Origin of the sequence: Bradyrhizobium sp. NC92 (assembly GCF_025200865.1) — a bacterium.
GTDB lineage: Bacteria > Pseudomonadota > Alphaproteobacteria > Rhizobiales > Xanthobacteraceae > Bradyrhizobium.
Genome location: NZ_CP104171.1, coordinates 618505 through 632665, shown reverse-complemented (window position 1 = coordinate 632665; position 14161 = coordinate 618505). Strand labels below are relative to the sequence as shown.

Genomic DNA, 14161 nt, shown 5'->3' with positions numbered 1-14161 from the left:
CAATCAGCGCTTCCGCAGCACCATGTCCTTGGCCGCGATCAGGCCGCCCCCGGCAATGAGGATCGCAGCAAGGGCGATGTTGGCGCTGGCCTTGGCGAAGCCGGCAGCGATGAGGAATCCTGTCGAGAGCAGCGGCGTCGCATAGGAGGCCGCGCCGAGCACGCGGATGTCGCCGCGCTTCATGCCGATGTCCCAGGCGTAGAAGGCGGCACCGACCGGGCCGATGCCGAGCGCGATGACCGAGAGCCATTGCAAGCCCGTCTCCGGCCAGACCGTAATTTCAAGCAGGCCGTGCATCAGCGCGGCCAATATGGCCGTGGCAAGACAGAAGCCCGCGACCGCATCGGTCGGCACCGCTTTCAACCGGCGCGACAGCACCGAATAGGTCGCCCAGACGAACGCCGCGATGAAGGCTGCGATCAATCCCGGCACAGTTCCCGGGGCAAAGCCGGAGGTGTTGCCGGCGAACAGCAGCACGGTGCCGACGAGGCCGAGCACGGCGCCGATGATGTGGTGCGCCGCCAGCCGCTCGCCCGGCAGGAACGACGAGAACAGCACGATCAACAGCGGCCACAGGTAATTCAAGAGGCCGGCTTCCGCCGGAGGGGCGAAGCGCAGCGCGAGGAAATACAACGCGTGATAGCCGAACAGGCCGCCGACGCCGACGACCCAGACGACGAGCGGCTGCTTAAGGCTTTTCGCCGCCTCGCTCCGCCCGATCCAGGTCAGCAGACCGACGAGACCCCCGATCGCAAACGTCATCGCAGCGAGCTGAAACGCCGGGATCTTTCCGGTCGCCACCGTCATCACTGACAGCAGCGACCACATCAGGATCGCGGTCAAGCCGATCAGCGTGGCAGTGCGGGGAGTCATCGGCCCAATGTTTCCGTCATGGCCGGGCTTGTCCCTGCCATCCACGTTCTTCCGTGGCGACGGCTGTTGTAAGGCCGTGGATGCCCGGGACAAGCCCGGGCATGACGGTGTGGACAATATCAGCCTGCGTGATGCGATCGCATCACACCATGTACTGGCCGCCGTTGACTGACAGCGTCGAGCCGGTGATGGCACCGGCTTCATCCGCGGCGAGGAACACGACGGCGCGCGCGATCTCTTCGGGCTCACCGAGACGGCCGATCGGAATCAGCGGCAGGATCGCCTTCTCCAGCACGTCCTTCGGCACCGCCTGCACCATCTCAGTGTTGATGTAACCGGGGCAGATCGCGTTCACGGTCACGCCGCCCTTGGCGTTCTCCAGCGCCAGGGCCTTGGTGAACCCGATCTCGCCGGCTTTCGCCGCGGAATAATTGACCTGACCGAACTGCCCCTTCTGCCCGTTGATCGAGGAAATGTTGATGATGCGGCCGAACTTGCGCCCGCGCATGCCTTCGATCACCTGACGCGACATGTTGAACAGCGAGCCGAGATTGGTGCCGATCACGGCGTTCCATTGCTCGAGGCTCATCTTGTGGAAGGCGCCGTCCTTGGTGATGCCGGCATTGTTGACCAGCACGTCGACCGGGCCGACCTCGGCCTCGACCTTCTTCACGCCTTCGGCGCAGGCGTCGAAATTGCTGACGTCCCATTTGTAGACGGCAATGCCGGTCTCGGCCTTGAACTTCTCCGCCGCCGCATCGTTGCCGGCATAGCTTGCCGCGACCTTGTAGCCGGCCGCCTTCAGCGCCTTGCTGATCGCAGCTCCGATGCCCCGCGTACCACCCGTCACCAGTGCAACACGTGCCATGTCGTATTCCTTCCCTCTTCCTTGGACTCTTCGGACTTTTCTGACGTGATCGTTTTTAGCTAGGGATTATGCGGTTGGTTTGACGGACATCAAGAACAAAACGCCCGGCATCGAGCCGGGCGTTTCTCTTTAGTCGAGGCTTATCGGGTTGCGAAGAATATTTGATTTGCAACCGCTGCCTTTTTAGTCGCGTGCAACGCACGCGCTGACGTGTGCGGCGCACGCGTCAGCTGCGTGTAAGATCAGTCGCGCGCCACACACATGGCGATACCCATGCCGCCGCCGATGCACAGCGTGGCGAGGCCCTTCTTCGAATCGCGCTTCTGCATTTCGTGCAGCAGCGTCACCAGCACGCGTGCGCCGGATGCGCCGACCGGATGACCGATCGCGATCGCACCGCCGTTGACGTTGACCTTGGAAGTGTCCCAGCCGAGGTCCTTGTTGACGGCGCAGGCCTGTGCCGCGAAGGCTTCATTGGCCTCGATCAGATCGAGATCGCCGACGCTCCAGCCGGCCTTCTTCAGCGCGGCGCGCGAGGCCGGGATCGGGCCCGAGCCCATGATCTTCGGATCGACGCCGGCCTGCGCCCAGGACACGATCCGCGCGAGCGGCTTCTTGCCTTCCTTGGCGGCCTGCTTGGCGGTCATCAGCACCACGGCGGCGGCGCCGTCGTTGATGCCCGAGGCCGAGCCCGCGGTCACCGTGCCGTCCTTCTCGAAGGCGGGCTTGAGCTTGGCCATCGCGTCGATCGTTGCGCCATGGCGCGGATATTCGTCGGCGCTGACGACGACGTCACCCTTGCGGGTCTTGATGGTGACGGGAACGATCTCGTCGTTGAACTTGCCGGCCTTCTGCGCGGCCTCGGCCTTCTGCTGCGAGGCGACCGCGAACTCGTCCTGCTGGGCGCGGGTGATCTGCCATTGCCGCGCGACGTTCTCGGCGGTGTTGCCCATGTGGTAGCCGTTGAAGGCATCCCACAGGCCGTCCTTGATCATGGTGTCGACCAGCTCGAGGCCGCCCATCTTGACGCCGCCGCGCAGATGCTGGGCGTGCGGGGCCATGCTCATGGATTCCTGTCCACCGGCGACCACGATCTCGGAATCGCCGTTGAGCAGCGCCTGATAGCCGAGCGCAACCGTACGCAGGCCCGAGCCGCAAAGCTGGTTGACGCCCCAGGCCGGGCTCTCGACCGGGATGCCGGCGGCGATCGACGCCTGGCGGGCCGGGTTCTGGCCCTGGGCGGCGGTCAGGATCTGGCCCATGATGACTTCGGAGACCCGGCCGGGCTCGATGCCGGCGCGCTCCAGCGCGGCCTTGATGGCAATGGCGCCGAGGTCATGGGCGGGAAGGGTCGCGAACGCTCCGTTGAAGCTTCCGACCGGGGTGCGGGCGGCGCTGACGATGACGACATCGTCTGACATGGGCATCTCCTGGGGCTTGAGGTTCTTGTGATGGGGGCAGGCGGGGCTGGAAAGCGATCGCCAGTCTCGTCAGCCATCCTGTTAACGTCGTTGAGGCATGTCAATCGGCTGGGCACCGAATTCATACCGCAGCGCATTCAAAATAGCGTTCTTGGCGTTTTCGCAAGCACGATCTTGCTCTGCAATTAACCGTGCCGCACAAAACGGTAGCGTGAGCCCTTTGAAAATGCTTATTTTGTTGCGTTGCGTACTCTTCCCGCCCTGCGGCATTGCCCGACAGGTTCCCGTTCTCCGCGTTTGCAAGTGAGAGCCCATGGCGAAATCAGACCAACCCACCACCATCAAGAAATACGCGAACCGCCGGCTCTATAACACCGGAACGAGCACCTATGTGACGCTGGAAGACCTCGCCGCCATGGTCAAGGACGGCGAAGATTTCCTGGTCTATGACGCCAAGACCGGCGACGACATCACCCGCTCCGTGCTCGCCCAGATCATCTTCGAGCAGGAGAACAAAGCCGGCCAGAACCTCTTGCCGACCACTTTCCTCCGCCAGCTGATCCGCTTCTATGGCGACAGCATGCAGATGGTGGTGCCGAAATATCTGGAGCAGTCGATCGCGACCCTGACCCAGGAGCAGGAGAAGTTCCGCAAGCAGATCGCCAATACGCTGTCCGGCACTCCTTTTGCTCCGTTGGAGGAGCAAGTCCGCCGCAACATGGAGCTGTTCCAGCAGACCTTCTCGATGTTCAAGCCGTTCGCTGCGCCCCGCCCGGCGACCACTCCCGAGCCGGAGCCCGATGCGAATGCCGAGGCGCCGAAGGACAGCAACATCGACGAGCTGCGCCAGCAGATGAAGGAAATGCAGGAGCGCCTCGAGCGGATGTCGAAGAAGGACGAATAGTCTTTCATTCACGCCGGCCCCCTGTATGCGGGAGGGCGAGCCATGTCTGACCGAAGCACCCACTGGGACCATGTCTACGCCACCAAGGGCGAGGCCGAGGTCAGCTGGTATCAGGATAGCCCCGCGATCTCGCTCGCGATGATTCGCGCAGCCGGCTCAGATCGTGACACCGCCATCATCGACATCGGCGGCGGCGCATCGCGGCTGGTCGATGCGCTGTTGCAGGACGGATATCGCGACGTCGCCGTCCTGGATCTTTCTGCCAATGCGCTCGAGGCGGCGAAGAAGCGCATCGGTCAGGCCGCTTCGACCGTCGACTGGATCGTTGCCGATGCCACGACATGGCATCCCGCCAGGACCTACGATGTCTGGCACGATCGCGCAGCGTTTCACTTCCTGACTGATCCGCGCGACAGGGCGGCTTACGTGGAGCGCCTGCGGTCGACGGTCAAGCCTGGCGGCCACGTCATCATTGCGACGTTTGCACCCGACGGCCCCGAGAAATGCAGCGGCTTGCCGGTGCAGCGCCATGACAGCGCGAGCCTTGCGGCGGAGCTCGGGCCGGACTTCGAGCTAATCGAGACGCGAAGCGAGACGCATCACACGCCGTGGGGTTCGAGCCAGGCGTTTCAGTTCAGCCGGTTCAAGCGAAGCCTTTAGAAACGGTGTCATGCCCCGGCTTGACCGGGCATCCAGTACGCCGCGGCTTGTCGGAGAAGCACAACTGTCTCTGGAATACTGGATCGCCCGATCAAGTCGGGCGATGACAGCGGAGTAAAGCCATCTATGCCGCCATCTTCACGGCATGCGCAAAGTCCCAGTAGAGCTTGCGCGCCTTGGTGTAGAACGGGCCCGGCTTCAGCTCGCGCTCGTCGATGCGGATCACGGGCGCGACCTTGGCGAAATTGCCGGTGGAGAAGATTTCGTCGGCGGCCAGGAAGTCGGCGTAGCGCAGGGTCTTCTCGACCACGGTGACGCCGTCGGCGCGAAGCAGGCTGATGACACGCTGGCGCGTGATGCCGTTGAGGAAGGTGCCGTTCGGCACCGGCGTGAACACCACGCCGTCCTTGGCCATGAACACGTTGGAATTGCCGAACTCGGCGACGTTGCCGAGCATGTCGAGCATCAGCGCGTTCTGGAAGCCGCGCGAAGCAGCTTCGGCGAGCGCGCGCGAATTGTTCGGGTAGAGGCAGGCGGCCTTGGCTTCGACCGGCGCGCATTCGGCCGTCGGCCTGCGGAACGGCGATAAGGTGATGGCGTTGCCGACGGGTTTTGGCATCGGCGCTTCATAGATGCACAGGCACCAATTGGTGGTCTCGGGGTCGAACAGCACGCCGCCGCCGCTTCCGTTCTGCGCCCAGTACATCGGACGGATATAGAGCTCGGCATTTGCGGCAAAGCGCGCGATGCCTTCGTTCGCGAGCGTCAGCCAGGCGTCGGTATCGACCACCGGCTTCAGGCCGAAATTGATCGCAGATTGATTGGCGCGGGCGACGTGACGGTCGAGATCGGGCGCAACACCCTCGAATGCGCGCGCGCCGTCGAACACGACGGACCCGAGCCAGGCCGCATGCGTGCGCGGGCCCATGATCGGCACGTTGCCGTCGTGCCATTTGCCCTCGAAGAAGGTCCAGCTCGGCGAGTAGTCGATGGGCTTCTTGATCTCGGCCATGACCGGCCTCCCCTTGCAAAGATGCGGGCACTATTGTCCCAATTTCTAAACGATTTGCTGCGGGGCTAGCCACCCCTCTCTGGAGGAAAGGGTAAGACAGAGCAAACCGGCTATAATGCTGACCACGATATGGAGTGCCCCATGCCGCTCGATCCGCTCGCAAAGCGTCTGTTGACCATGATGGCCGTGGCTGCGCCGCAGGCGCGGAGCCGGCCGAGCGTGGAGGAGCGGCGGCAATCGCTGGCCAAGCTGATGCAGTTCGCCCGCGCCGAGGCGCCGGATGTGACGACCTCCGACGGCATGCTGCCCGGCCCCGGCGGCGAGTTGCCCTATCGCCTCTACACGCCGGCAGGCACTGAAGCGCCCGCACCGGGCTTCGTGTTCTTTCATGGCGGCGGGCTCGTCGCCGGCAGCATTGCCACGCATGAGCGCATCGCGGCGGCGTTGGCGCATGCCACCGGCTGCCGCCTCGTGTCGGTCGACTACCGGCTCGCGCCGGAGCACAGGTTCCCCGCAGCCGTCGAGGACGCCATCGCCGCCACCGAATGGGTGGCGCGCGAGGCGGCATCGCTCGGCATCGACGCTGACCGCCTTGTCATCGGCGGCGATTCTGCCGGCGCCACACTCGCGGCGATCGTCTGCCAGAATGCGGCGCAGACCGCCGGCCTCTCCATCGCCGCCCAGTGCCTGATCTGTCCGGTGCTGGATTTCGAGGAGACCTCGCCTTCGCGCGAGGCCTTTGCCGAGGGCCATCTGATCGATCGCGTCACGATCGAAGCCGATCTTTCCGATTATCTGCCTGACGGCAGGGATACTGCCGATCCCCGCGTCTCTCCGTTGCGCGCGACACGCCTCACGGGCCTGCCGACCGCGATCATTCACACCGCCGAGTACGACCCGATGCGCGATGAGGGCAATGCCTATGCGCGCAAGCTGCTCGCCGCGGGGGTGGCGGTCGAGCATGTCTGCCACGAGGGGATGGTTCACAATTTCCACGCCATGGGCGCAATCCTGCCGCAGTCACAGCTCGTGCTGTCGCAAATCGGCGAGCAGGTGCGGCGGGCGGTGAAGAGGTGAGAGCGCTTTGATCACACGCGTGCGCCGATCACCGCGCGCGCTGCCCCGACATATTCCGGCCAGTGCGTGTCCGCGTAACGCTCCGCCTGCCATGCGCAGGTGAGGTCGGGCGCATGCGCCGCCGCAATCGTGCGCGCGAAGCGCTCCTCCGCAACCGTCACTTCGCCGGGCTCGGCCGTGGGTACAGCCGCCGCAGCAGTCGGAGCAACGGCGAGCCCCGCCAGACCGGTGAGCAGGATGCGGCGTGACGTGTTCATGGCTGTCTCCTCCATTGTTCGGCCAGCACAGTGGCGGGCGAGTGTGTCAGTGCGATCACGGCAGGGTAACCGCACATATCCACGCCGTCCATCGCCTGCGGATAGCGCTTGACCAAGCGGGCGATCACGTTCCATCTAACAACGGTCTTGCCCCCAAATCGCCACGCGTCGGACCGTCACGTGCCTCTTCGCAGCCAACCCCGTTGTCCGGCATTGCGCGCTGCCGCGGCGGGATTGCTGTGTCTGGCGATCCCGGCTGGCGGCGCCTTCGCCGCCGACGATGAGGAGGACGAGCCCGCAAAGCCGACCGGCCCGAACATCTATCTCGACCTCCGCACCATCTCTGCGACGATCCCCGCAGGCACGCTCGCGCTCGGCTTCGGCAATACCTCGCTGTCGGCCGCATTCCAAGCCCTGGCGGCGCAACGAGGCACGACGCTGCCGAACGGACTGCCGGCCGCGAAATCGATTGCGATCGACCTGCCGCTGACCGTCGACGTCAGCGACCGCGTTTCGCTCTACGGCGGCGTATCCGGTACGACGACGGATATCGGCGGCGGCTGGTCGTCCTTCGACATCACGAGCTGGAACGTCGGCGTGCAGGCCGATCTCTACCAGCAGAATGGCGGCAAGATCCCGACCATCACGCTGCAATCGACGCTGACGCAGTCGGTGCCGAACGAGCAGGGCATGACGAATTCCTTCAATAACATCCTGGAATTCGACTACGCGCTCGACGAGGACGAGACGCGGGGCTGGCTGGCCGGCGTGCAATATACCTACACCACCGTTGCCAGCCCGTTCGCCAGTATCCGGCCGAACACGATCCTCTATGCAGGCGGCTATTACCAATGGCCGAGCAACTGGAAGTTCACCGGGCGCCTCGGCATCCAGTCGTTCGCCGGTGCCCAGCTCGCGGGCCGGACGCTCGCGGAATCCTTCACCCAGCCGGTCCTGCGGCTCGACCTCGATCGCATGGACGACAACGACAACCGCCTGTTCGGCATCACCGCCCAGATCGCCTGGATGCCGAAGCCGTCGTACCAGCTGACGTTGCGAACGCCGCTCTATGCGGTGCGCAACTGACTGCATTCGCAAGGAATTTTCGCTCAGGCGCGGCGGCAGCGCTTGACCGGCCGGACAGCATTCCGCATCGCCGTCAACCGATCATTAATCCTCATTCCGGAACATCGATTGCGTTACATCGCCGCAAAGAAGCTTGCGCGAAACTACGCCGGCTCTTCGGTCGTGTTCGCTTTGGAGGCCGCGAATGTCCCGCTTGGTTTCGGAACGGACGTTCCTTGCTGGGAAGATCTTTTTCAATTTCGGCCAGTCGTCGATCGATTGCGTGGTACGCCGCCTGACCGAGGAGGCCGCGACGCTCGAGATGGAGAGTGGCCTGGGCGTACCCGAGCGCTTCCAGCTCCGGCTCGCGGGGCGCGAGATCCTGACCTGCCGCGTGATCTGGCGATCGGACCGTCAGGCCGGCGTCGCCTTCGAGCAGCCGAACAGCATCGAGCCAGCAGCCGGCGAGGAACGGGAACGCTCGTCCGACGCGTTGATGCGCAGCCAGATGCTGGCGCTGCGCGCCGCACTCGATCATGTGCCGACTGGCATCGTGCTGCTCGATTCTCACCTGAGGGCGCGGCTGATAAACCGGTCGTTTCGTCAGATGTGGCGCCTGCCCGACGAGGTTGCCGACAGCAATCCATCCATTCTCACCCTGCTGCATCACGGGCGCGATACCGGCGCCTATGAGGTGCCGGACCCGGACCTCGATGCACTGATAGCGGAGCGCGTGCGTGTGATCGAGTCGGGCGATCCAACCCCAATCGACGTGCGCCGAACCAATGGCGATGTCGTACGCGTTCAGGTCACGCCGCTGCCCGACGGTGGGCGCATGCTGACCTATACGCCCGTCACCGATATCGTGCGCACCTCCGACGAGTTGAAGCTGCTGCGGGATGCGCTGGAGAATGTCCAGGACGGCGTTTTGCTGCTCGATGCCGACCTGCACGCCACCTTCATGAACCGGCGGATGCGGCGGTTCTGGGAGGTCAGCGAAGACGAGGCGGCGAGCCGCCCGGCCTATTCCTCGCTGGTCCGACGTCTGCATCGCGCCAGCGCGCCCAATCTTCCGAACAGCGAGCTCGCGCAGTTTCCGGCGCGGCGTGTCGAGGAGGTCAAGGCCGGCGATCACGTACGCGACCTGCAGACGCCGGACGGACGCCGCATCCGGGCCCATTGCACCACGATGGCGAATGGCGGGCGCATGCTGACCTATGTCGACATCACCGATCTGACGCAAAAGGCCGCAATGCTGGAGACGCTCGCCACCACCGATCCGCTCACCGGCCTCCACAATCGCCGCCACTTCCTCGACAACCTCGAAGCGGAATGGAGTCGCTTTCAACGCTATTATCGCTCTGTCTCCGTGTTGATGCTCGACATCGATCACTTCAAGTCGGTCAACGATCGTCACGGTCATGCCGTGGGCGATGCGGCGATCAAGGCGGTTGCGGCCGCCTGCCTTGACGGCAAGCGGAAATCGGACATCGTCGGCCGTCTCGGCGGCGAGGAATTTGCCGTGCTGCTGCCCGAAACCAGCCTGTCCAGGGCGAGAACGGTAGCCGAGCGCATCCGCAAGCGCGTGATGAGCACGCAGGTCTTTGCCGACAAGGTGCAGTTCGGTGTCACCGTTAGCATCGGCATTGCCGAGGCCACCGTCAGCATGTCCGGCATCGATGCGCTGATGGTCGCGGCCGATCATGCCCTCTACCAGGCCAAGGCCGAGGGCCGCAACCGCTGCATAGCCTGGATGCCCCCGCCCCCTGCAACCAAGGCGGCGGAGTGACGGCAGCAGTTGCCGTCTACTCGGGCACCGGCACGTCGAACGTGTTGAGCGTGACCGAGACCATGCAGTAGACGCCGACGAGATAGGACAGTTCGGCCGCACCGTGCTCGCCGAATTCCTTCACGGCCGCACGATAAGTCAGCTCGGGCAGCACGCCGCCGCTTACCAGGGCCGAGGCCATGTCGTAGGCGACTGCCTCCTGCTTGGTGAGATCGACCGGCCGCTGGCCGGCGACGATGGTCGCGAGCTTCTCGTCGGAGAGGCCACGCTGCTCGGCCACCAGCACATGGGCATAGAGCTCGTAACCGGAGCGGAAATGCGAGCCAGTGACGAGGATCGCGACCTCGCGCACCGGCGCGGGCAGCAGCGGGTTCGACGCAATCGCCTTGACCAGCTCCCACACCGGCTTGCCGAAGCGCGGCTCGCGGATCCAGGGATTCCAGGGCCCGAGCAGCGCGCCGTCCTCGCGCATGTTCACAAAGCCTTTGAAGTGGTCCTTGATGCCGGCCTGCATGTCGTCATAGAGCGGCTTCTGCTCAGCACTCAGGTCTTTCGGATCGAGAATGGGAAGGCGCACGGCGGGATCTCCTCATTGAGAAGAGGCAACCGTCACCCGCAGGAGATCGCAAGGCAAGTGAAGTTGCCGTGACGACCTTGCCCTTTCGCAAATCCCAGGGAGATCTCGGCTATCACGCCGTGGGGCCTGGCACGCTTTGCGGATTGACGACATCGTCGACGTCCAGCGCCAGTGGCTCACCTGTGGTGAGAAACGACGACAGCGCCGCTTCGAACGGCGCCGGATCGAGACCGCGTGCGGCGAGCCAAGCGGGCTCGTAATAGGTCTGCCGGTAGCGCTCGCCGGAATCGCAGATCAGCGTCACCAGTGATCCCGTGACGTTCGCCTGGCGCATCTCCGAGGCGAGCCGGCACAGCGCCAGGAAGTTGGTGCCGGTGGAGCCGCCGACCGGACGACGCAGCCGGCGCGACAGCACGTTCATCGCCGCGATCGTCGCCGCATCCGGGATCTTCATCATGCGGTCGACCACGCCGGGCACGAAGGACGGCTCGCAGCGGGGACGACCGACGCCTTCGATCAGCGACGGGCGGTCGCAGACACGCGAGCGGTCCTGCGTGCGGAAGCAGTCGAAGAAGGCGGAATGCTCGACATCGGCGACGCACAGCCGCGTCGGATATTGCCGATAGCGTAGATAACGTCCGATGGTGGCCGAGGTGCCGCCGGTGCCGGCGCCCATCACGATCCAGTCCGGCAGCGGGCGCGGCTCGCCCTGCAACTGCGTGAAGATCGATTCGGCGATGTTGTTGTTGCCGCGCCAGTCGGTGGCGCGCTCGGCGAAGGTGAACTGGTCCATGTAATGGCCGTCGAGCCGGGCGGCGAGCGCGGCGGCTTCCGCATAGAGCGCGCGGCCATCGTCGATCAAATGGCAATTGCCGCCATAATGCTCGATCGCGGCGATCTTCTCCGCCGACGTCGTGCGCGGCATCACGGCATAGAAGGGCACGCCGATCATTTCTGCGAAATAGGCCTCCGACACCGCCGTCGATCCCGACGAGGCCTCGACCACGGGCGTGCCTTCGCGGATGTGGCCGTTGCAGAGCGCGTACAGAAACAGCGAGCGCGCGAGGCGATGCTTCAGGCTGCCGGTCGGATGCGTGGACTCATCCTTCAGATAGATGTCGATGCCCGATAGCGCCGGCACGATCAGCCGGATCAGATGCGTGTCGGCGGTGCGGCACTGGTCGGCCTCGATCGCGGCCACGGCCTCGTCGACCCAGCCGCGCCGATAGGCCGGCCCGGCCGGATTGTGCTGGCGGAAGGGGAATGTCTGCATCGCATGAATCTCTCATGACACGGATCGCGCATCAAGTGCGCTGAATAACGCTCCTGCTCGAAACTCCAGCGGCGAGGCTCGCGTGTGGTGCGCTAGGCAAGTGAAGCTTCCGGGACGGCCGAGGTGGCTTGGCAGAACGACTGCGATATGCTGACATTGCCGTGATGCTGGGGGGCTCACGGAATGAAATTTGAAGCCTGGATCGCGACGCTGGGCCTACTCTGCGCAACAGTCGGACCAGCATGTGCGATGCAGTTCGATCGAACGGTCCCCTCCGGAGCGATGGTCAGAATGCATCACTACCGCTCGTGGGGACCGAACTGCGAGGGCAATGGCGGCGTGGTGAGGCTGCTGACCAAGCCGCAGCACGGCAAGCTGACGACGCGCACCGTGGACTCGCGCATCGAGATTAACCGCTTCGCCCGCGGCGGCGGCACGCCGTGCACCGGACGGCCGATCAAGGCCTTTGAGGTCAATTACCGATCGAATCCGGGCTACCACGGCCCGGATAGTTTCACCATCGAGATGATCACCGGCAGGGGCAGCCGCGACGTCGATACCTATTCGATCACCGTCCAATAGCGGCACGCCAGCTCAAAATTCCAGCGGCGCATTGTCGACGACTTCCTTCATCACGAAGAAGGTGCGGGTCTGGCGCACGCCGGGGAGCGCAATCAGCTGCTCGCCGTGGATGCGGTTGAAATCCTCCATGTCGCCGACGCGGATCTTGAGGAAGTAGTCGAAGTCGCCGGCGACGAGGTGGCAGTCGAGCACGAATTTCAGTTTTGCGACGGCCTGCTCGAAGGTGGCAAAGCTCTCCGGCGTGGAGCGGTCGAGCACGACGCCAACCATCACCAGCGTGCCCTTGGCCACTTTCTTCGGCGCGACCATGGCGCGGACAGTGGCGATGAAGCCGTCCTCGAACAGGCGCTGGGTGCGGCGATGGCACGTGGCGGGGCTGATCGCGACCGTTTCGGCCAGCTCGGCATTGCTGAGCCGGCCGTTATTCTGCAGCAATCTCAAGATCTTAAGGTCGGTGCGGTCGAGCCGGGCAGCCATGAAAGGAACTTCCACAAATGTGAACTAATCTGGAAGGAATATTAGCTACCAGCGCCATTTCGCAAGAAGCTGCGCATTATTGGCGCAATATTCGAGAGCACATTTTCCCGACATGATGCTAGGGAGCCGCCAACACCAACGCCACTCGGGATGACCCATGAAGCTGGACAAATTTCCGCGCTATCCGTTGACCTTCGGCCCGACGCCCATCGAGAAGCTGGAGCGGCTGTCAAAACATCTCGGCGGCAATGTCGAGATCTATGCCAAGCGCGAGGACTGCAATTCCGGTCTCGCCTATGGCGGCAACAAGCTGCGCAAGCTCGAATACATCATTCCCGATGCGATCGCCTCCAATGCCGATACGCTGGTCTCGATCGGCGGCGTGCAATCCAACCACACCCGCATGATCGCGGCCGTCGCGGCCAAGCTCGGCATGAAGTGCCGCCTGGTGCAGGAAGCCTGGGTGCCGCACGAGGACGCCGTCTATGACCGCGTCGGCAACATCATGCTCTCGCGCATCATGGGCGCCGACGTGCGCCTGGTCGACGACGGCTTCGACATCGGCATCCGCAAGAGCTGGGAGCAGGCGATCGAGGAAGTAAAGGCCGCAGGCGGCAAGCCCTACGCCATTCCCGCCGGCGCCTCCGTGCACAAATATGGCGGCCTCGGCTATGTCGGCTTCGCCGAGGAGGTGCGCAAGCAGGAAGCCGAACTCGGCTTCAAGTTCGACTACATCATCGTCTGCACCGTCACCGGCTCCACCCACGCCGGCATGCTGGTCGGGTTTGCGGCGGACGGCCGTGCGCGAAAGGTGATCGGCATCGACGGCTCGTTCACGCCGGCGCAGACGAAAGCACAGGTGCTCTCGATCGCGCAGAACACGGCCAAGCTGGTCGAGCTCGGCAAGGAGATCGTCGCGGACGACGTCGTGCTGATCGAGGATTACGCCTATCCCGCCTATGGCGTGCCGTCGGAAGAGACCAAGGAGGCCATCCGCCTCACCGCGCGCCTCGAAGCCATGATCACCGACCCCGTCTACGAGGGCAAGTCGATGCAGGGCCTGATCGATCTCACGAAGAAGGGCTATTTCGAGAAGGGCGCGAAGATCCTCTACGCCCATCTCGGCGGCGCGCCGGCGCTAAACGGCTACGGCTACGCGTTCCGGAACGGCTAGCTCCTCTGTCGTCCCGGGGCGCGACGAAGTCGCGAGCCCCGGGACCCATAGCCCCAGGAAGATGTTTGGCGAAGACTCGTGGTGACTAGCTTGCCGTAGCCACATCCGCTTGTGGTTATGGATTCCGGGCTCGCCACTTCGTCGCGCCCCGG

The 14161-nt window shown here is 64.3% G+C and carries 15 protein-coding genes; 7 read left to right on the top strand and 8 right to left on the bottom strand.

Going from position 1 to position 14161, the window contains the following annotated elements:
• Positions 1-3: 3 nt before the first annotated feature.
• The 3 genes from N2602_RS02945 to N2602_RS02935 all read right to left on the bottom strand — a co-directional run bounded on the left by N2602_RS02945 (position 4) and on the right by N2602_RS02935 (position 3162).
• Positions 4-873 carry a DMT family transporter gene (locus N2602_RS02945; protein ID WP_260381710.1) on the bottom strand — a complete coding sequence of 290 codons (870 nt, stop codon included), beginning with the start codon at positions 871-873 and terminating at the stop codon, positions 4-6.
• Positions 874-1015: 142 nt separating this feature from the next.
• Entirely contained in the window at positions 1016-1741 is a 726-nt protein-coding gene (phbB, locus tag N2602_RS02940) for an acetoacetyl-CoA reductase (protein ID WP_080140541.1), read from the bottom strand.
• Between the two features lie 242 nt (positions 1742-1983).
• On the bottom strand, positions 1984-3162 hold the full coding sequence (locus N2602_RS02935; RefSeq protein ID WP_172788305.1) for an acetyl-CoA C-acetyltransferase: 1179 nt from the start codon (positions 3160-3162) through the stop codon (positions 1984-1986).
• A gap of 313 nt (positions 3163-3475) precedes the next feature.
• Here N2602_RS02935 and phaR point away from each other — a divergent pair, with 313 nt between their 5' ends.
• On the top strand, positions 3476-4066 hold the full coding sequence (gene phaR, locus N2602_RS02930) for a polyhydroxyalkanoate synthesis repressor PhaR (RefSeq protein WP_172788304.1): 591 nt from the start codon (positions 3476-3478) through the stop codon (positions 4064-4066).
• A gap of 42 nt (positions 4067-4108) precedes the next feature.
• Positions 4109-4726 carry a trans-aconitate 2-methyltransferase gene (locus N2602_RS02925; protein ID WP_260381709.1) on the top strand — a complete coding sequence of 206 codons (618 nt, stop codon included), beginning with the start codon at positions 4109-4111 and terminating at the stop codon, positions 4724-4726.
• A 124-nt stretch (positions 4727-4850) separates the two neighbouring features.
• On the opposite strand, the gene N2602_RS02920 is transcribed toward N2602_RS02925, so the two are convergent.
• On the bottom strand, positions 4851-5738 hold the full coding sequence (locus N2602_RS02920; protein ID WP_260381708.1) for a branched-chain amino acid aminotransferase: 888 nt from the start codon (positions 5736-5738) through the stop codon (positions 4851-4853).
• 141 nt (positions 5739-5879) lie between these two features.
• Between N2602_RS02920 and N2602_RS02915 the strand changes: the two genes are divergently transcribed.
• A complete protein-coding gene (locus N2602_RS02915) occupies positions 5880-6815 on the top strand; it encodes an alpha/beta hydrolase (RefSeq protein WP_260381707.1) in 936 nt (311 codons plus the stop codon).
• An 11-nt stretch (positions 6816-6826) separates the two neighbouring features.
• Here N2602_RS02915 and N2602_RS02910 read toward each other — a convergent pair whose 3' ends face one another.
• The gene (locus N2602_RS02910) at positions 6827-7072 is read right to left on the bottom strand and encodes a hypothetical protein (RefSeq protein ID WP_260381706.1); all 246 of its coding nucleotides are present in this window, start codon (positions 7070-7072) and stop codon (positions 6827-6829) included.
• Positions 7073-7285: 213 nt separating this feature from the next.
• Between N2602_RS02910 and N2602_RS02905 the strand changes: the two genes are divergently transcribed.
• Positions 7286-8158 (top strand): hypothetical protein, encoded by an 873-nt coding sequence (locus tag N2602_RS02905; protein ID WP_172788323.1) that lies wholly within the window; start codon positions 7286-7288, stop codon positions 8156-8158.
• Between the two features lie 184 nt (positions 8159-8342).
• Entirely contained in the window at positions 8343-9926 is a 1584-nt protein-coding gene (locus N2602_RS02900; protein WP_260381705.1) for a sensor domain-containing diguanylate cyclase, read from the top strand.
• A gap of 16 nt (positions 9927-9942) precedes the next feature.
• Here the strand turns inward: N2602_RS02900 and N2602_RS02895 are convergent, their stop codons facing one another.
• Positions 9943-10503, bottom strand: a complete 561-nt coding sequence (locus N2602_RS02895; RefSeq protein WP_172788298.1) for a carboxymuconolactone decarboxylase family protein — start codon at positions 10501-10503, stop codon at positions 9943-9945.
• 112 nt (positions 10504-10615) lie between these two features.
• Positions 10616-11776 carry a PLP-dependent cysteine synthase family protein gene (locus N2602_RS02890; RefSeq protein WP_172788297.1) on the bottom strand — a complete coding sequence of 387 codons (1161 nt, stop codon included), beginning with the start codon at positions 11774-11776 and terminating at the stop codon, positions 10616-10618.
• Between the two features lie 291 nt (positions 11777-12067).
• Between N2602_RS02890 and N2602_RS02885 the strand changes: the two genes are divergently transcribed.
• Entirely contained in the window at positions 12068-12358 is a 291-nt protein-coding gene (locus N2602_RS02885; RefSeq protein WP_260381704.1) for a hypothetical protein, read from the top strand.
• A 12-nt stretch (positions 12359-12370) separates the two neighbouring features.
• Here N2602_RS02885 and N2602_RS02880 read toward each other — a convergent pair whose 3' ends face one another.
• A complete protein-coding gene (locus N2602_RS02880) occupies positions 12371-12835 on the bottom strand; it encodes an Lrp/AsnC family transcriptional regulator (protein WP_036014765.1) in 465 nt (154 codons plus the stop codon).
• 157 nt (positions 12836-12992) lie between these two features.
• On the opposite strand from N2602_RS02880, the gene N2602_RS02875 reads away from it, so the two are divergent.
• Complete coding sequence (locus N2602_RS02875; RefSeq protein ID WP_172788295.1) at positions 12993-14009, top strand: 1-aminocyclopropane-1-carboxylate deaminase; 1017 nt, start codon at positions 12993-12995, stop codon at positions 14007-14009.
• Positions 14010-14161 lie beyond the last annotated feature (152 nt).